The 16,486-nt window shown below is 63.8% G+C and carries 18 protein-coding genes and 2 tRNA genes; 14 read left to right on the plus strand and 6 right to left on the minus strand.

Features of this window, described 5'->3' with window-relative positions:
* Positions 1 to 39: 39 nt before the first annotated feature.
* Positions 40 to 624 carry a TetR/AcrR family transcriptional regulator gene (locus tag AC2FL1_RS05890; protein ID WP_496824067.1) on the minus strand — a complete coding sequence of 195 codons (585 nt, stop codon included), beginning with the start codon at positions 622 to 624 and terminating at the stop codon, positions 40 to 42.
* A 102-nt stretch (positions 625 to 726) separates the two neighbouring features.
* Between AC2FL1_RS05890 and AC2FL1_RS05895 the strand changes: the two genes are divergently transcribed.
* The 12 genes from AC2FL1_RS05895 to AC2FL1_RS05950 all read left to right on the plus strand — a co-directional run bounded on the left by AC2FL1_RS05895 (position 727) and on the right by AC2FL1_RS05950 (position 10,984).
* Positions 727 to 999, plus strand: coding sequence for a hypothetical protein (locus AC2FL1_RS05895; RefSeq protein WP_496876283.1), 273 nt, complete (start codon positions 727 to 729; stop codon positions 997 to 999).
* A gap of 101 nt (positions 1,000 to 1,100) precedes the next feature.
* Positions 1,101 to 2,387, plus strand: a complete 1,287-nt coding sequence (locus AC2FL1_RS05900) for a homoserine dehydrogenase (protein WP_496824071.1) — start codon at positions 1,101 to 1,103, stop codon at positions 2,385 to 2,387.
* Positions 2,388 to 2,483: 96 nt separating this feature from the next.
* Complete coding sequence (glpX, locus tag AC2FL1_RS05905; protein ID WP_496876284.1) at positions 2,484 to 3,437, plus strand: class II fructose-bisphosphatase; 954 nt, start codon at positions 2,484 to 2,486, stop codon at positions 3,435 to 3,437.
* Between the two features lie 108 nt (positions 3,438 to 3,545).
* Positions 3,546 to 5,285 carry a single-stranded-DNA-specific exonuclease RecJ gene (recJ, locus tag AC2FL1_RS05910; RefSeq protein ID WP_496876285.1) on the plus strand — a complete coding sequence of 580 codons (1,740 nt, stop codon included), beginning with the start codon at positions 3,546 to 3,548 and terminating at the stop codon, positions 5,283 to 5,285.
* A gap of 111 nt (positions 5,286 to 5,396) precedes the next feature.
* Positions 5,397 to 5,471: transfer RNA gene (locus AC2FL1_RS05915), tRNA-Glu, on the plus strand.
* Positions 5,472 to 5,660: 189 nt separating this feature from the next.
* A tRNA-Glu gene (locus AC2FL1_RS05920) sits at positions 5,661 to 5,735 on the plus strand.
* A gap of 133 nt (positions 5,736 to 5,868) precedes the next feature.
* Positions 5,869 to 6,807: a homoserine O-acetyltransferase MetA gene (gene metA / locus AC2FL1_RS05925; RefSeq protein WP_496876286.1), complete on the plus strand. Its 939-nt coding sequence runs from the start codon at positions 5,869 to 5,871 to the stop codon at positions 6,805 to 6,807.
* A 6-nt stretch (positions 6,808 to 6,813) separates the two neighbouring features.
* Complete coding sequence (locus AC2FL1_RS05930) at positions 6,814 to 7,761, plus strand: alpha/beta fold hydrolase (RefSeq protein WP_496824077.1); 948 nt, start codon at positions 6,814 to 6,816, stop codon at positions 7,759 to 7,761.
* Positions 7,762 to 7,815: 54 nt separating this feature from the next.
* Complete coding sequence (ppk2, locus tag AC2FL1_RS05935) at positions 7,816 to 8,685, plus strand: polyphosphate kinase 2 (RefSeq protein ID WP_496876287.1); 870 nt, start codon at positions 7,816 to 7,818, stop codon at positions 8,683 to 8,685.
* Positions 8,678 to 9,289 carry a TetR/AcrR family transcriptional regulator gene (locus AC2FL1_RS05940; RefSeq protein WP_496824080.1) on the plus strand — a complete coding sequence of 204 codons (612 nt, stop codon included), beginning with the start codon at positions 8,678 to 8,680 and terminating at the stop codon, positions 9,287 to 9,289. The genes ppk2 and AC2FL1_RS05940 overlap by 8 nt, the downstream gene beginning before the upstream one ends.
* A 67-nt stretch (positions 9,290 to 9,356) precedes the next feature.
* Positions 9,357 to 10,100: an FkbM family methyltransferase gene (locus tag AC2FL1_RS05945; RefSeq protein WP_496824082.1), complete on the plus strand. Its 744-nt coding sequence runs from the start codon at positions 9,357 to 9,359 to the stop codon at positions 10,098 to 10,100.
* Positions 10,101 to 10,555: 455 nt separating this feature from the next.
* Positions 10,556 to 10,984 carry a VPLPA-CTERM sorting domain-containing protein gene (locus AC2FL1_RS05950; RefSeq protein ID WP_496876302.1) on the plus strand — a complete coding sequence of 143 codons (429 nt, stop codon included), beginning with the start codon at positions 10,556 to 10,558 and terminating at the stop codon, positions 10,982 to 10,984.
* Here the strand turns inward: AC2FL1_RS05950 and AC2FL1_RS05955 are convergent.
* From AC2FL1_RS05955 to AC2FL1_RS05970, 4 genes are all read right to left on the minus strand, one after another.
* The gene (locus AC2FL1_RS05955) at positions 10,922 to 11,935 is read right to left on the minus strand and encodes a reverse transcriptase domain-containing protein (protein ID WP_496876288.1); all 1,014 of its coding nucleotides are present in this window, start codon (positions 11,933 to 11,935) and stop codon (positions 10,922 to 10,924) included. The two genes, AC2FL1_RS05950 and AC2FL1_RS05955, sit on opposite strands and share 63 nt — an antisense overlap.
* A gap of 249 nt (positions 11,936 to 12,184) precedes the next feature.
* Complete coding sequence (gene rpsI, locus AC2FL1_RS05960; protein WP_234136480.1) at positions 12,185 to 12,667, minus strand: 30S ribosomal protein S9; 483 nt, start codon at positions 12,665 to 12,667, stop codon at positions 12,185 to 12,187.
* 5 nt (positions 12,668 to 12,672) lie between these two features.
* The gene (gene rplM / locus AC2FL1_RS05965) at positions 12,673 to 13,131 is read right to left on the minus strand and encodes a 50S ribosomal protein L13 (protein ID WP_011047426.1); all 459 of its coding nucleotides are present in this window, start codon (positions 13,129 to 13,131) and stop codon (positions 12,673 to 12,675) included.
* 164 nt (positions 13,132 to 13,295) lie between these two features.
* Positions 13,296 to 14,699 (minus strand): aminotransferase-like domain-containing protein, encoded by a 1,404-nt coding sequence (locus AC2FL1_RS05970; protein ID WP_496876289.1) that lies wholly within the window; start codon positions 14,697 to 14,699, stop codon positions 13,296 to 13,298.
* A 101-nt stretch (positions 14,700 to 14,800) separates the two neighbouring features.
* On the opposite strand from AC2FL1_RS05970, the gene AC2FL1_RS05975 reads away from it, so the two are divergent.
* The gene (locus AC2FL1_RS05975; protein ID WP_234136478.1) at positions 14,801 to 15,028 is read left to right on the plus strand and encodes a DUF1127 domain-containing protein; all 228 of its coding nucleotides are present in this window, start codon (positions 14,801 to 14,803) and stop codon (positions 15,026 to 15,028) included.
* A 63-nt stretch (positions 15,029 to 15,091) separates the two neighbouring features.
* Here the strand turns inward: AC2FL1_RS05975 and AC2FL1_RS05980 are convergent, their stop codons facing one another.
* Positions 15,092 to 15,535 carry a PaaI family thioesterase gene (locus AC2FL1_RS05980; RefSeq protein ID WP_496876290.1) on the minus strand — a complete coding sequence of 148 codons (444 nt, stop codon included), beginning with the start codon at positions 15,533 to 15,535 and terminating at the stop codon, positions 15,092 to 15,094.
* A gap of 58 nt (positions 15,536 to 15,593) precedes the next feature.
* On the opposite strand from AC2FL1_RS05980, the gene AC2FL1_RS05985 reads away from it, so the two are divergent.
* Complete coding sequence (locus AC2FL1_RS05985) at positions 15,594 to 16,379, plus strand: enoyl-CoA hydratase (protein ID WP_496876291.1); 786 nt, start codon at positions 15,594 to 15,596, stop codon at positions 16,377 to 16,379.
* Positions 16,380 to 16,486 lie beyond the last annotated feature (107 nt).

Consider the following 16,486-nt stretch of genomic DNA (forward strand, 5'->3'; position numbering starts at 1 on the left):
ACATGCGTTTTCCGGGCCGTTTTCCGAAACGGAAAACGACTAGGCCGCCACCGCCTTGCGCACCATATCCCAATAGATGCCTTCCACCTGGTCGAGCGACAACCGCCCCTCGGCCCGGTACCAGGTATTGACCCCGTTCAGCATCGCGATCACCGCCAGCGTCGCGATCTTGGTATCGGGCACCGCAAAGGCGCCCTCGGCGACCCCGGCCCGCAGGATCGCCTCCAGATCATCCTCATAGCATCTCCGCAGCCCTTCGATGGTCGCGAAATTCTCGGGCGTCAGGTTGCGGAGTTCCATATAGGCGATGAAAACCTCGTCGGGCCTGTTCAGGTGGAACCGGATGTGAAAGCCCACGAAATCGCGCAACCGGGTCAGCGCATCGCCACGCACCCGATCTTGGCGCGCCGACAGGAGTTCGTCCATGTGCCGGTGCATCAGCCCAAACAGCAGGCTCTGCTTGTCCGGTGTATAGTTGTAGAGCGCGCCCGCCTGCACCCCCACCTCGCCGGCGATCTGGCGCATCGACACCGCGGCAAACCCGTGCCGCGCAAACAGCCTGAGCGCCGCGTCCTGAATGCGCGGGCCGGTGATATCGGAATGAGAGCCTTGGGTACGTGCCATGGGGTCACGCTATCTGAACATACGTTCAGATAAAAGCCCCGCTTGCGCCGCAGCCCGCAATTTACGACAAAAGGGGCACCCTTCAACAGGTCCGGTGGCCGCATGCCTAGATCCGCATTTCTTTCTTTGCTGCTGCTGGCGGCGGCCTGCACACAGGTGCCTGAGTTGAACGAGCGGATCGGCCCCGATCTGCGCAAAGCGGAATTTCCCAAACTGGTGCCACTGGACGAGGCTCTTGGCCCGCCCGACGACCCCGAGGGCGAGGCCCTGGCGGTGCAGAAGTCCCTCGAAGCGCGCCGCGACGCCTTGGCCCAGCGCGCCCGGCGCCTGCAAGAGGCGACGCACGAAGACGCCTCGCAAAGCGAGACCGAATAACACGCCCGACGATTGCACGCCCGCCCCGAACGGGCTAAGGCACGCCGCAAGGGAGCGACCCGGCAGGGCCGCACCAGGCACGAGCAGAAAGGACAGACAGCATGAAACCGGCATTGCGGCTTGGGATCGCGGGATTGGGAACCGTGGGCGTCGGCGTTGTGCGCATCATCCGCCGTCAGGCCGATCTGCTCGAGGCGCGTACCGGGCGCCGGATCGAGATCGTGGCCGTTTCGGCCCGCGATGCGGGCAAGGACCGGGGCATCAACCTGTCCTCTTACGCGTGGGAAACCGACCCGGTCGCCCTCGCCCGCCGCGACGATGTCGATGTGTTCGTCGAATTGATGGGGGGCGAGAACGGCCCCGCCAAGGCCTCGATCGAGGCCGCGCTCGCTACCGGCAAGGACGTGGTCACCGCCAACAAGGCGCTGCTGGCCATCCATGGCCAGGCCCTGGCCGAACAGGCCGAGAACGCAGGCCGGGTGATCCGGTTCGAGGCCGCGGTCGCCGGTGGCATCCCGGTGATCAAGGCCCTGACCGAAGGGCTGGCCGGCAACGAGATCACCCGCGTGATGGGGGTCATGAACGGCACCTGCAACTATATCCTGACGCGGATGGAATCGCAGCGTAAAGGCTATAACGCGCTGTTTCAGGAATGCGCCGAACTGGGCTATCTCGAGGCCGATCCGACGCTGGATGTGGGCGGGATCGACGCGGCGCACAAGCTGGCACTGCTGGCCGCCATCGCCTTTGGAACCAAACCTCATTTCGACGGAATCGACATCGAGGGGATCGAGCGCATCAACCTCGAAGATATCGCCTATGCCGCCGATATGGGCTATCGGATCAAGCTGCTGGGCGTGGCCCAGCGCAGCGGGCGCGGGCTGGAACAGCGGATGCGGCCCTGTCTGGTGCCGGCGGACTCACCGCTTGGCCAGCTCGAGGGCGGCACCAACATGGTGGTGATCGAGGGCGACGCCGTGGAACAGATCGTTCTGCGCGGCCCTGGCGCGGGTGAAGGCCCCACGGCCAGCGCCGTGCTGGGTGATATCTGCGATATCGCGCGCGGCTTCCGCCTGCCGGTATTCGGCCAGCCCGCCGCCACGCTGGCCGAGGCTGACAGCGCGCAATCAAACTCTCCGGCGCCGTATTACCTGCGCCTGCTGCTGCCCGACCGTCCGGGTGCGCTGGCCAAGGTGGCCGCCGCGCTGGGCGATGCCGGGGTCAGCATCAACCGGATGCGCCAGACCGGCCATGACAGCGCCGAGGCGCCGGTGGTGATCGTCACTCACAAGACCCAGCGCGCCGATCTGGACGCCGCACTCAATGCCATGACGGCGGCGGGTGTTCTGGCCGCCGAACCTGTGGCGCTGAGAATCGAGGCGGTCTGACCCGCCCGAACCGTTTTCGCAAACATGCTTGTGGAACCCCGCCGCGCTGCGCTAGAGGGTCAGTAAGCCATCTGCAAGGAATTATTCATGTCCTCCATGCCCGAATTTCATGACCGTATGCTTTCCCTGGGCCTCGCGCGCGTGGCCGAACAGGCCGCGCTGGCCTCGGCTTCGCTGATTGGACGCGGCGATGAGAAGGCCGCCGACCAGGCCGCCGTGAACGCCATGCGCGAACAGCTGAACCTACTCGACATCGCCGGTGTGGTGGTGATCGGCGAAGGCGAACGCGACGAGGCGCCGATGCTGTATATCGGCGAGGAAGTGGGCACCGGCAACGGCCCGGGCGTCGATATCGCGCTGGATCCGCTGGAAGGCACCACGCTGACCGCCAAGGACATGCCCAACGCGCTGACCGTGATCGCCATGGGCCCGCGCGGCTCGATGCTGCATGCGCCCGACGTCTATATGGACAAGCTCGCCATCGGCCCGGGCTATGCCGAGGGCGTGGTCTCGCTCGACATGTCGCCGCGCGAACGGGTCGAGGCGCTGGCAGCGGCCAAGGGCTGCAAGCCGTCAGACATCACCGTCTGCATTCTGGAGCGTCCGCGCCACGAGGCGATGATCGCCGAAGTGCGCGAAACCGGCGCGTCGATCCGGCTGATCACCGATGGTGACGTCGCCGGGGTGATGCATTGCGCCGAGGCCGAGACCACCGGCATCGACATGTATATGGGCTCGGGCGGCGCGCCCGAGGGGGTGCTGGCGGCGGCTGCTTTGAAATGCATGGGCGGGCAAATATTTGGCCGGCTGCTGTTCCGCAACGATGACGAGCGCGGCCGCGCCGCCAAGGCCGGCATCACCGATCTGAACCGCGTCTATACCCGCGACGAGATGGTGACGCAGGACGTGATCTTTGCCGCCACCGGGGTGACCGGCGGGTCGCTGTTGCCGCGCATCAAGCGCGAGCCCGGCTGGGTCGAGACCACGACGCTGCTGATGCGGTCCAAGACCGGCTCGGTGCGGCGGATGAGCTATCGTACCCCGGTCTGAGCCTTTGGCGGGGAATGCGGCTGACGCCGCAGCCTCCGGCGGGAGTATTTGAGGCGAAATGAAGGGCCGGGTCCTGGGCGGGTCCGGCCTTTGCGCATGAGGTGAGTGGTGAGCTATCTGGGCATCGAACAGTCCCTGAGCGGGCGGCGCTGGGTCGGCCCCGATCTCGAGACCGAGCGGGCGGCGCAGATGATGCGGCAGCAGACCGACCTCCCGCAGGCGGTGTGCCAGGTGCTGGCCCGGCGCGGGGTCCCGGCGATCGAGGCGCGCGGCTTCCTTGACCCCAAGCTCAAGGAACTGCTGCCCGATCCGCGCAAGCTGAAGGATATGGAAATCGCGGCGACACGGTTCCTGGCCGCGGTGGCCCGGCGTCAGCGGATCGCGGTCTTTGCCGATTACGACGTGGATGGCGGCAGTTCGGCGGCGCTGCTGATCTGCTGGCTGCGCGAGATGGGGTTGGGAGCCACGCTGTATGTGCCCGACCGTATCGACGAAGGCTATGGCCCCAACGAGGCCGCGATGGCGGACCTGGCCCGGGGCCATGACCTGATCGTATGTGTCGATTGCGGCACGCTCAGCCATGGCCCGATCGCCGCCGCCAAGGGCGCCGATGTCATCGTGCTGGACCACCATCTGGGGGCCGAGACCCTGCCCGATTGCGTGGCGGTGGTGAACCCCAACCGACAGGACGAGAGTGGCGATCTGGGCTATTTCTGCGCCGCCGGCGTGGTATTCCTGATGCTGGTCGAGGCAGGCCGCCAACTGCGCACGCGTGGGCAACGCGGGCCGGACCTGATGGCGATGCTCGACCTGGTGGCGCTGGCCACCGTGGCCGATGTGGCGCCGCTGATCGAGGCGAACCGGGCGCTGGTTCGCCAGGGGCTGAAGGTGATGGCGCAGCGGCAGCGGCCCGGCCTGGTGGCGCTGGCCGATATCGCGCGCATGGACGCCATGCCCAACACCTATCACCTGGGCTTTCTGCTGGGGCCACGCGTCAATGCCGGGGGCCGCATCGGGCAAGCCGATCTGGGCGCCCGCCTGCTCGGCACCGACAACATGAGCGAGGCGCAGGCCCTGGCCGAGCGGCTGGACCTGCTCAATACCGAGAGGCGCGAGATCGAAACCGCCGTGCGCGCCGCGGCACTGGATCAGGCCGAAACCCGCGGGCTTGAGGCGCCGTTGGTCTGGGCGGCGGGCGAGGGCTGGCATCCGGGCGTGGTGGGCATTGTCGCCTCGCGCCTGAAGGATGCCGCCAACCGGCCCGCCATAGTCATCGGTTTCGACGGCGACGAGGGCAAGGGCTCGGGCCGCTCGGTGGCGGGTGTCGATCTGGGTGCGGCGATCCAGCGGCTGGCATCCGAGGGGCTGCTGGTCAAGGGCGGCGGTCACAAGATGGCCGCCGGTCTGACAGTGCTGCGCGACCGGCTGGAGCCGGCGATGGAACGGCTGTCAGAACTGCTGGCCAAACAAGGTGCGGGACAAGGCGGGCCGGTGGATTTGCGGCTGGACGGCGTTCTGATGCCGGGCGCGGCCACGGTCGAGCTGCTGGAACAGATCGAGCTGGCAGGCCCTTATGGCGCCGGCGCCCCTGCCCCGCGCTTTGCCCTGCCCGACCTGCAAATCCGCTTTGCCAAACGGGTCGGCGCATCGCATTTGAAACTGTCGCTGGCCGACGGGATGGGCGGCGGGCTGGACGCGATCCTGTTTGGCGCCTTCGATGGCGAGATCGGTCCGATGCTGGAAAACCACGGCGGCGCCCGGTTCCATTTCGCGGGCCGGCTCGAGATCAATTCCTGGGGCGGCAGGCAGAGCGTGCAGCTGCGCGTGGACGACGTCGCGCGCGCCTGACCTTTTGAAAACTAAGGGTTTTCATAGCCTTGAAAAAAAGTTTAACGAATAGTGTTTTTCCACTTGCGAGGGACAGGAGGACACCATAAAACGCCCTCCACAAGCCAGCGTGGCCCGTTCGTCTATCGGTTAGGACGCCAGGTTTTCAACCTGGAAAGAGGGGTTCGATTCCCCTACGGGCTGCCATTTCTCCCTGATATCCTCTTGGTCTACCCCGCATCGCCGCCGATGCAGCGGCTGTTCCGCTTATGTTGTGCTGCCCGAATGCGGGCCTTTCCAGAGCAGCCAGGCAGGCGACAAATGCCGAGAGAATTTCGCATTTCCCCTCTTGCGCCGTGCCGCGACTCTCCGTAAAAGCCGCCTCACGCCAAGCGCGGCCCGTTCGTCTATCGGTTAGGACGCCAGGTTTTCAACCTGGAAAGAGGGGTTCGATTCCCCTACGGGCTGCCATTTCACCCGATCAACAGGCCCTTGCGGACAGCCCGGTCATCGAGCGCGGCGTGGCAGCCACAGGACCGTGATAGGGGCTGGCACTTTTGCATGTGATGGCTTACCTCCAAATCTCGGAAAGGAAGCCCGCGACATGCCTATCAAAATCCCCGCACATCTGCCTGCATATGACATTCTGACCCGCGAGGGGGTCATGGTCATGTCCGAGGATCAGGCCGCGCGGCAGGATATCCGGCCCCTGCGGATCGGGCTTCTGAACCTGATGCCCAAGAAGATCCAGACCGAGACCCAGTTCGCCCGTCTGATCGGCGCCACGCCGCTCCAGATCGAACTAAGCCTGATCCGGATGACCGAGCATCAGACCAAGACCACCGCCGCCGAACATATGGAAGAATTCTATCGCCCCTTTCAGGAGGTGCGCGACGAGAAGTTCGACGGGCTGATCATCACCGGCGCCCCGATTGAACATCTGGAGTTTTCGGACGTCACCTATTGGGACGAATTGCGCGAGGTGTTCGCCTGGACCCAGACCAACGTGCATTCAACATTCGGCGTCTGTTGGGGCGGGATGGCAATGATCAACCATTTCCACGGCATCCGCAAACATATGCTGGACCACAAGGCATTTGGTTGTTTCCGGCACCGTAATCTGGACCCGGCCTCGCCCTATCTGCGCGGATTCTCGGATGATTTCGTGATCCCGGTCAGCCGCTGGACCGAGATGAAACAGGCCGAGATCGACGCGGTGCCCGAGCTGGTGACCCTGTTGGGCAGCGACGAGGTCGGCCCCTGCCTGGTCGCCGATCCGGAGCATCGCGCGCTCTATATCTTCAACCATTTCGAATATGACAGCGACACGCTCAAACAGGAATATGACCGCGACGTCGCGGGCGGCACCGCGATCAACGTGCCGATCAACTATTATCCCGACGACGATCCCTCGCGGCAGCCGCTCAACCGCTGGCGCAGCCATGCGCATTTGCTCTATGGCAACTGGATCAGCGAAATCTACGAGACCACGCCCTATGATATGGCGCGGATCGGGTTGGAATCCACCGACCTGCGGGGCTGAGCGGTCATGCGGGTGCTGCTGATCCTATTGTTGCTGGCGGGGGGATTCTGGGCGCTGACCCTGTGGCGTGCCGCCCGGCACGAGGCACGCGCGCAGGCCAGCCATCCCCCGCAGGGCCAGTTTGTCACCGTGGACGGGACGCGCATCCATGCCGAGGTCATGGGCAGCGGCCCGGAACTGGTGATGATCCACGGCTCGAACGGCAATACCCGCGATCTGAGCTTTGTACTTGCGCCGATCCTGGCCGGGCATTTCCGCGTCATCCTGCTGGACCGGCCCGGGCTGGGCTATTCCGATCCTGCCCCCGCCGGGGCCGAGGATATCGCCGGTCAGGCGCAGCTGTTGATGCGGGCGGCGGTGCAACTGGGCGCCGAACGTCCCATCGTGCTGGGCCACAGCTATGGCGGCGCGGTGGCGCTGGCCTGGGCGGTGCATCACCCCGACCGGCTGGCGGCGCTGGTACCGGTGGCCGCCGCGTCGAACCCCTGGACCACGCCGCTCGACCTGCTCTATCGGATCACCTCGACCCGGCTGGGCGCGGCGGTGGCAGTGCCACTGATCACCGCCTATGTGCCCGACAGCTATGTCGCCCGCGCGCTGGACGACGTCTTCGCCCCGCAACCGGCACCCGCAGGCTATGACGCGCATTTCGGCCCCGGCCTGTCCCTGCGTCGCGGCTCGCTCAGGGCCAATGCGCGACACCGGGCCAGCCTGTTGGAGGAAATCAAGGCGCTGCATCCGCGATATCGCGAAATCGCGGTGCCCACCGAGATCGTGCATGGAACCGAAGATGACACCGTGAATTTCGACCTGCATTCGGCCACCCTGTCGCGGCAGATCCCCGGCGCGGTGCTGACCGCCCTGCCCGGCATCGGCCACATGCCCCAACATGTGGCGGCCGAGACAGTCGCCGAGGCGGTCCTGCGCGCCGCGACACGTGCGGGTTTGCGTTAATCGCCAACAGCTTCCATATTGAACCCAAACGGCAGCACAAGGGAGCGCGGGCAAATGATGGGCGCGGCAACAGGCGAGATTTCCCGCTATTTCAACGACAAGGCGCCAAAGGACATCCGCCGCGCCATCGAGAAGGCGGACAAGGACGATATCCTGAACCCCAGCTATCCCTATGACGCGGAAATGTCATCGAAAGCCTACCGGGCCGAGATGGAGGCCTTGCAGATCGAACTGGTCAAGCTTCAGGCCTGGATCAAGCAGAGCGGCGCCCGCGTCGCCATCCTGTTCGAAGGGCGTGACGCCGCCGGCAAAGGCGGCACCATCAAGCGGTTCCGCGAGAACCTGAACCCGCGCGGCGCCCGGGTGGTGGCGCTGGCCAAACCAACCGAGGCCGAGCGCAGCCAATGGTATTTCCAACGCTACATCCAGCATCTGCCCTCGGCGGGGGAATTGGTTTTCTACGACCGCAGCTGGTACAATCGCGGCGTGGTCGAACATGTGTTCGGCTGGTGCAGCGAAGACGAGCGCGAGCGCTTCTTTCGCCAGGTTCTGCCCTTTGAACATGACCTGACCGATGACGGCATCTATCTGTTCAAGTTCTGGCTGAACGTGGGCCGCGCCGAACAGCTGCGCCGGTTCCACGACCGCGAGCGCGACCCGTTGAAACAATGGAAGCTGAGCCCGGTCGACATTGCCGGGCTGGACAAATGGGAGGCCTATTCCGCCGCCATCTCGCAGACCCTGACCCGCAGCCATTCCGACAGGGCGCCCTGGACCGTGATCCGCTCGGACGACAAGAAACGCGCGCGGCTGGCGGCGATCCGCACCGTGCTTGCGGGCATCGACTATGACAACAAGGACCGGGACGCGGTCGGCCAGCCCGATGCGGCCATCTGCGGAGGCCCCGACATCTGGAATGCGTAAGCAGGGCTATCATCACGGCAATCTGAAACAGGCGCTGATCGACGCGGCGCTGGAGTTGATTCGCGCCAAGGGTCCAACCGGGTTCACCCTGTCCGAGGCCGCCAAGACCGCCGGGGTCACCCCCGCCGCAGTCTATCGCCATTTCGACGGGCGCGAAGAGCTGATCGCCGAGGCCGCCCGCCAGGGGTTCGAGATCTTTGCCGACCTGATGCAATATGCCTATGACAAGGGCCAGCCCTCGGCACTGGCCGCGTTCGAGGCGACAGGCCGCGCCTATCTGGCCTTTGCCCGCAAGCATCCGGGCCATTACATCGCCATGTTCGAAAGCGGCATCTCGGTCAATCGCAGCCCGGAACTGGCCGCTGCCGCCAACCGCGCCAAAGCGGTGCTGGAGCAGGCCGCCGCCGATCTGAGCGACCACATTCCCCCCGAAAAACGACCGCCCGCCGCCATGGTCTCGGCCCATATCTGGGCGATGAGCCACGGGGTGGTCGAGCTCTACGCCCGCAATGCCGGCGCCACCGCCCCCTTTGCGCCCGAGGATCTACTGGAATCCGGGGTCGGCATCTACCTGCGCGGGCTGGGCCTGATCCCGCCCGACTGACAAAGCCCCTTGTCTCGGGTGGGGTGTCCCGCTACCCAGACAGGGACATTGACGGAGTAAACTTGCCGTGAGCCATTCGATTTCCAACACCACCCTTGTCCGCCGCGACCGCCTGCGCCAGTTGCAACAACGGGAAAAAGCCTGGTTCGACCTGGAATTCCTCAAGGCCATGGCGCCCGACGATCGCAGCCGCTGCATCGACCTGTTGGACCAATCGAAATCGCAGCTGCGCCAGGACCTGTTCGCGCTGTGCCAGACCGGGTTCAAAGAGGGCGGTTTCTTTGTCGAATTCGGTGCCACCGACGGGATCGAGCTGAACAATTCCTACCTGCTGGAGACCGGCTTCGGCTGGAGCGGCATCCTGGCCGAACCGGCACGCGGCTGGCATGCCGCGCTCAAGGCCAACCGCGCCGCCACCATCGAAACCCGCTGCGTCTGGCACACATCAGGCGAAACGCTGGGCTTTACCGAGGCGCCGCGCGGCGAAAACTCGGGCATCTCGACCTTCGTCAAATCCTCGCGCCGCATCCGCGGCCAGAACTACAAGGTCGAAACGATCTCTCTGGTCGAGCTGCTGGAAACCCACAAGGCGCCCGCGCATATCGACTATATCTCGATCGACACCGAGGGCAGCGAGTTCGACATCCTGAACGCCTTCGACTTCGACCGCTGGACATTCGGGGTGATGACGGTGGAACACAACCACGCCCCCCAGCGCGAGGACATCCACGCCCTGCTGACATCCAAGGGGTATCGCCGGGTGCTGCCGGACATCTCGCGCTTTGACGACTGGTACCTGCGCGACGGGTGAGACCTCCCCTTTCTGGTTCGGACTGGATGGCCGCTGGTTCGCGCGTGATTTTGCGTTTTTTGGAGAAGCGTCGAGTTTCGCGCGTAATCAGTGCGGCTGCCGGGGGTTGCGCGCCATCAGACGGCGGCAAACAGGCGGAACTGGCGATGGGCGGGGAACGGTCATTCGCTAGTTCGATCATCAGAAGCAGCTTTGCGGACAATCCCGTCGTTAGCACATTTACGACAATGGCCGCTTCACGGGAGGCTGTCACGTGCGGCCTCAAAGCCGGTTGGCTGTAGCTGCACGACAGTCTTGCTCAGAGCTCGACACTGTTTATGAAAATGGTTGCTTCCTTTCCGAAGACTTGGCGAGTACGATGATGATCTATCGGATATTATTCGTACACATGTGACTGGGGGATTAAGATGTTACGGATGAAAACTTTCGTCGCTTCGTTTTGCTTGGCGCTTGGGATGTCAACCGCAGGTTACGCTGCGACAATAACGGGGGCGTATTCGGGAACCACGTGGCTCGAGATTTATTTCGACGATAGCAATCTCAACGGCTTGTTGGATTTTCCGGAGTTCACGGGTTGGACGGGGTACGATAATCTCGCTGGCTATGAGCTGTTGAATCCATTACTTTTTGCCATCGGTAGTGCAGAGCCGCTCCCGGCTATCGCGGTACAAGGTGGGGCCACCGCTTGCGCCCTCGAATTATTCTGCTTCACGTCTGTTACGGGCGGTTTGTTGTCGCTCGGCCCCGACCCGAATTGGAGGTTTACTTCCGACGCCGTCCCTCCCCCCCCGGTCCCACTACCCGCCGGGCTCCCGCTGCTGCTAACCGGTCTCGCAGGCTTCGCGGGATTGCGGTTGAGAAAGAAACGGGCTGCCAGGGTCTAAGTCGCCAAGCCCACCCCGGAACCATGCGTTCCAGCGCGTGAGATACTGCCCTAGGGGCGTCGGTTGGGTCCGATGCCCCTTTTGCTCGTAAAGCCGGGCGGCAGTCTCTGTCATCTTGGCGACGGTTTTCTCGGCGGCGCTCAGCACACCGTCGAGGAAGTGATACCCCAGAAAGTCAAAGCCCTTCGAGACGCGCCCGATGAAGGTCTTTTCGGGGTGAATGTCGAGGCGCAGGCCGTTCAGCACGAACCGCACCACCGCCATCGCCTTGCGGATTTTCCACCGGGTCGGGGTAAGAATGAGAATGTCATCCATGAACCGGACATAGAACAGACCGCTGCGTTCAAAACGCTGGTCCAGCTCATATAAGTAGAATGACGCCATCAGCGGGCTGAGAGGGCAGCCAAGCGAAATGCCGCGCCTGATGTCGACGAAGTTGCCGCCATCACAAATACTGCGCCGCAGGTATTGACCCAGGAGGTTCATCACCGTCCGGTTGGTGATATGCTCCGCCAACCTGTCCAGAAGCCGGTGATGGTCGATGCTGGCGTAGTAGGATTTGACATCCGTGCGCAGAACATACCCGTGATGGGGCAAATGTTGCGCGACCTGCCGGACGGCCTGCTTAGCCCCACCATGGCCTTTGATGTGTGTGCAGGAGGGCGATGAAGGCAGCACGTTGGCCAGACACAGGCTCATGGCCTTGAGCACCAGCGCATCGCGCGAGGTCCAGACATCGACGCTGGAGCCGTCTTTCAACTCGATACGGTCGAGAGCCTCAAAGCGATAGTTGCCGGTCAGCAGATGCTGCTGCAGCCGTTGCTTCTCCGAAGCCCAGTTGCGCCGAAACCACCAGATGTCAGCATTTGCGGGATAGTCCCGCCTCCGGTGGCAGAGCCACGCGTAGGCTTCCTCCAAGACGTCATTCGAGGTAATTCGTACGATCAGCATACCAGACGTTCGCGCGGGCTGTAGAAAACGCCAATATGGGCTCAAACCAGTCCCATGCTGCAAAGAGATCAAATGACCGGTCGCGGCTGTTTCATGGTTCTGCAAAGCCTCTCCCTGCACATCGCTTGTTACCGAATGGCATCGACCAAGGCCTCGATCAGTTCTGCAATGCAGAGCCATCGCCCCCCACACCCAACAACAAAAAAGGCCGCGCACTGCGCGGCCTTTTCCATGTTCTGGGTCCGAAACTTAGCGCTTCGAGAACTGGAACGAACGGCGGGCTTTGCGCTTGCCGTATTTCTTACGCTCGACCACGCGGCTGTCGCGGGTCAGGAAGCCGGCGGCCTTGAGCGCGCCACGCAGCGAGGGATCGTAGAGTTGCAGCGCCTTCGAGATGCCGTGCTTGACCGCGCCGGCCTGACCGGTCAGGCCGCCGCCCTTGACGGTCGCCATCACGTCGAACTGGCCTTCGACACCGGCCACCTGGAACGGCTGGCGCAGGATCAGCTGCAGAACGGGGCGCGCGAAATAGGCGTCCTGGTCCTTGCCATTGACGACGACCTTGCCCGAACCCGGCTTGATCCAGACACGGGCGACCGCGTCTTTCCGCTTGCCGGTGGCATAGGAGCGGCCCAGCTCGTCGCGAACGGGTTCGCGCGGCTCGTCTGCGGCCACGGTTTCGAGGCCTGCGACGGCGCTCAGCTCTTCGAGAGTGTTGATCTGATCAGCCATCGGTTTCAGCTCCGGGTGTTTTTCTTGTTCATGGACTTGACGTCCAGAACTTCGGGGGCCTGGGCTTCATGCGGGTGCTCGGTCCCGGCATAGATGCGCAGGTTGGTCATCTGCTGACGCGACAGGCGGTTGCCCGGCAGCATGCGCTTGACGGCCTGATAGACCACGCGCTCGGGGTGTGCCCCCTCGAGGATCTGCTGCTTGGTGCGCGACTTGATGCCGCCCGGGTGGCCGGTGTGCCAGTAGAAGTGCTCTTCGCGCTTCTTGCCGGTGATCTGCACCTTGTCGGCATTGATGACGATGACGTTGTCGCCCATATCCATATGCGGAGTGAATGAGGCCTTGTGCTTGCCACGCAGGCGCATGGCGACGATCGAGGCGAGGCGGCCCAGAACGACACCCTCGGCGTCGATCAGGATCCACTTCTTGTCGATGTCTGCAGGAGTTGCAGAGAAGGTTTTCATGGCAGGATGGTCCTGTTTGATGTGAAAGACCGGCCGCAACGACCGGTCCTAATCCGATGGGCGGTTTCTAAGGAGATGTATGGGGCGGGTCAAGCGCATGTTGCGCGATTTAATCACGCAAAAACAATGACTTATAAAATAGGTATTATTTTACCCCAAGAAAATCAGACACTGATCTGCTCGGGCGGGTTGTCCAGCAGCGCGCGCAACCGCATCATCGCTGCCTCGAACCGCTCCAGCGAGACATGGGCGTTCATCGCGATGCGCACCGCATTTGGCGCGCGCCCGTCGCGCAGGGCAAACTCGTCGGCCGAACGCACCTGCACCCCTGCCCGCTCGGCGGCGCGGGTAAATGCGGCCGAGCGCCAGCCCGATGGCAGCCGCAACCAGACAAAAGGCACTGCCGAATCCCAAACCAGATCGAACCCGCCCAGCGTGTTGACCGTGACGCGCACATATTCAGCCATGCGCTGCTGGACCGCGCGGGCCAGATCGCGGGCGCGCAGGTCGCTCAGCATCAGCCGGGTCAGTTCCGCCAGCGGTTGGGCCAGGCCGAAATAGCCATATTCGGCCGAGCGGCGCAGCCCCGCGCTCTGCCCTTCGGGCGCGATGGCAAAGCCCACCCGCAGCGCCGGGGTCAGTGTCTTTGAGATGGACGAGACATGCCAGCCCCGCTCGGGCGCCAACGCCCGATAGCTGGGCGCCTGAGGCTCTCCCATCCGGTAACAATCGTCCTCGATGATTTGCAGGTCATGCTTGCGGGCGACCTCGACCACCTCCTTGCGGCGCTCCAGCGGCGAGCGGCAGCCGGTCGGGTTCTGCACCTCGGGTGAGACGCAGATCGCCTGCGCCGGGGTCTGGCGCGCGGTCAGGTCCAGCGACATCGGGTCAATGCCCCATTTGTCCATCCGCACCCCGATCACGTCGGCCCGCATCAACTCTGCCGCGCGCCGGAACCCGGCATAGGACAGGTCCTCGACCAGAACCACCGGCTTGGGCCCCTTGAACACGGTCTGGAACACAACGCAAAGCCCGTTCTGTCCGCCATGGGTCAACACGATATCATCCGCCGTCAGTGGCCCCAGCGGCAGATCGGACATCCAGTCCGCCACCGCCTGGCGCACCCCGGCATAGGCATCGCGGGTGGGATAGTTCAGGAACATCGCCGGATCAGCCTGCGCCACCTTTTGCAGACATTCGCGGATCAGCGCCACCTGCCCCATATCGGCCAGACGCGGGCTGAACAGGCTGACATTGTTGTCATTCCGCTCATCCAGAAGATAGAGCTGCCGCGACCAGACATCATCCAGCACCGGGCGTTTGGGCGGCGCCACGAATGTGCCGCGCCCCACCTCGGCATTCAGCAGCCCCTCGTCGGTCAGGATCGTATAGGCCCGCGCCACGGTTCCGGGGGTAATGCCCAGTTTATAGGCAAGCTCCCGCACCGGCGGCAGTTTCACCCCAACCTCCAGGTCCTTGGCATCAATCGCTTTTCGGATGACGTCGGCAACCAGAGTGTACTTGGCGCCTTTGGCCTGCGGCAAGGAGTCGGGCCAAATTGTACCCATTACAATCTTTCCTTTGATCTTGGGACAATTTCGAATGTATCAAACATATGTACCAAGTAAATGAAACTTGTGTCAATACAATTTTTGAAAGGACCCATGTCATGACCCGCATGATGCATTCGCCCGCTCTGATGCTGCTGAACGCCAGCCCCCGGCTGCCGCTGATCGCCGCTCTTGCCGTGCGTTTCGCCGCGACCGTGACCAAATGGGAACAACGTCGGCGAACCCGGCTCAATCTGGGCAAGCTCGACGATCACCTGCTGCGCGATGTGGGTCTGACCCGACAGGCCGCCCGCGACGAGGCTGCCCGCCGCTTCTGGCAGGGCTGAAACGGAATCCCCAGTCCCTTCATTGGGACCTCTTCACTGGCCGGGGCTTGCCCCGGCCTTTTTTCATCCGAACTGCGCGGCGGCAGAGCCCTGCGGCGGGATCGAATAGGTCATGCTGGCCCGCGCCACTGGTTTGTCGGACCCTTCGGAGAACATAAGGATATCCCCCACCGCCAACGAGCGGCCAAGTTTCAGCAGGCGGCACTGCGCCACGATCTGGGCGCCGCCCTCGGGCTTGCGCATGAAGTCCATCGAACAGTTGGTGGTCACCGCCAGCGCCTGCCGCCCCAGCCGCGCAAGCACCATCGCATAGACGCAGACATCGGCCAGCGCGAACATCGACGGCCCCGAGACGGTACCACCCGGGCGCAAATGCCGCTCGGCGGTCAACAGCCGCATGGTGATCGTGTCCTCGGTCAGATCGTCGATGGCGAAATCCTCGCGCACCTGCGGGAACACCTCGGCCAGGTATTGCGACAATTCCTCCCGGTTCAGTGCCAACGCCATGCTTTCCCTCCTCGTCTCCTGCGCCTAGAGTTGCCCCGAGTTTGGTAGGGAGGGCAAGATGGCAATTCTGGAACGTCGCGACACGGGGGCGGTGGCCCATCTGACCATGAACGCGCCCGAGCGGCTGAACGCGCTCAGCGACGAGATGCTGGCGGCGCTTCAGGCCGAGTTCGACGCGCTGCGCGACGACGCGCGCATCCGCGCGGTGATCCTGTCCGGCGCGGGCAAGGCGTTCTGCGCGGGCCACGACCTGAAACAGATGACCGCCGGGCGTCAGGCCGAGGATGGCGGCAAGGCCTACTTCAAGGATCTGTTCGACCGCTGCGCCCGGATGATGATGACCATCCAGTCGCTGCCCCAGCCGGTGATTGCCCAGGCCCATGGCATCGCCACCGCTGCCGGCTGCCAGTTGGTCGCGACCTGCGACATGGCCGTCGCCGCCGAGGGCACCCGGTTCGGCGTCAATGGCGTCAATATCGGCCTGTTCTGCTCGACCCCGATGGTCGCGCTCAGCCGCAATATCCCGCGCAAGCAGGCGTTCGAGATGCTGACCACCGGTCAATTCATCGAGGCCAGCCGCGCCGCCGAACTGGGGCTGGTCAACCGGGTGGTGCCCGCCGCCGATCTCGAGGCCGAAACCCGCGCGCTGGCCGACACCGTGGCGGGCAAGCTGGGCGCGGCGGTTCGGATCGGCAAGGAAGCGTTTTATCGCCAGCAAGTGCTGCCGCTGGATCAGGCCTATGCCTATACCGGCGAGGTGATGGTGGAAAACTTGCTCTATCGCGACACCGCCGAGGGAATCGCCGCCTTTATCGAGAAGCGCGACCCCGATTGGCGCCAGTAATCGGATCATCGCACCAATCCACGGGAATTGTTTCCAAATTTGCGCTTTCAATCGGGGCAACACTGTGGCAAAGCTGGGGCAAGGTAAATGCCTTGACGACTTTTGGG

This window comes from Ruegeria sp. YKSF070 (genome assembly GCF_059612725.1).

Coding starts and splice junctions, on each gene's coding strand:
- AC2FL1_RS05890 (WP_496824067.1), bottom strand. CDS start 624: ATGGCACGTACCCAAGGCTCTCATTCCGATATCACCGGCCCGCGCATT.
- AC2FL1_RS05895 (WP_496876283.1), top strand. CDS start 727: ATGCCTAGATCCGCATTTCTTTCTTTGCTGCTGCTGGCGGCGGCCTGC.
- AC2FL1_RS05900 (WP_496824071.1), top strand. CDS start 1,101: ATGAAACCGGCATTGCGGCTTGGGATCGCGGGATTGGGAACCGTGGGC.
- glpX (WP_496876284.1), top strand. CDS start 2,484: ATGCCCGAATTTCATGACCGTATGCTTTCCCTGGGCCTCGCGCGCGTG.
- metA (WP_496876286.1), top strand. CDS start 5,869: ATGCCTATCAAAATCCCCGCACATCTGCCTGCATATGACATTCTGACC.
- AC2FL1_RS05930 (WP_496824077.1), top strand. CDS start 6,814: ATGCGGGTGCTGCTGATCCTATTGTTGCTGGCGGGGGGATTCTGGGCG.
- ppk2 (WP_496876287.1), top strand. CDS start 7,816: ATGATGGGCGCGGCAACAGGCGAGATTTCCCGCTATTTCAACGACAAG.
- AC2FL1_RS05940 (WP_496824080.1), top strand. CDS start 8,678: ATGCGTAAGCAGGGCTATCATCACGGCAATCTGAAACAGGCGCTGATC.
- AC2FL1_RS05950 (WP_496876302.1), top strand. CDS start 10,556: ATGTCAACCGCAGGTTACGCTGCGACAATAACGGGGGCGTATTCGGGA.
- AC2FL1_RS05955 (WP_496876288.1), bottom strand. CDS start 11,935: ATGCTGATCGTACGAATTACCTCGAATGACGTCTTGGAGGAAGCCTAC.
- rpsI (WP_234136480.1), bottom strand. CDS start 12,667: ATGGCTGATCAGATCAACACTCTCGAAGAGCTGAGCGCCGTCGCAGGC.
- rplM (WP_011047426.1), bottom strand. CDS start 13,131: ATGAAAACCTTCTCTGCAACTCCTGCAGACATCGACAAGAAGTGGATC.
- AC2FL1_RS05970 (WP_496876289.1), bottom strand. CDS start 14,699: ATGGGTACAATTTGGCCCGACTCCTTGCCGCAGGCCAAAGGCGCCAAG.
- AC2FL1_RS05975 (WP_234136478.1), top strand. CDS start 14,801: ATGACCCGCATGATGCATTCGCCCGCTCTGATGCTGCTGAACGCCAGC.
- AC2FL1_RS05980 (WP_496876290.1), bottom strand. CDS start 15,535: ATGGCGTTGGCACTGAACCGGGAGGAATTGTCGCAATACCTGGCCGAG.
- AC2FL1_RS05985 (WP_496876291.1), top strand. CDS start 15,594: ATGGCAATTCTGGAACGTCGCGACACGGGGGCGGTGGCCCATCTGACC.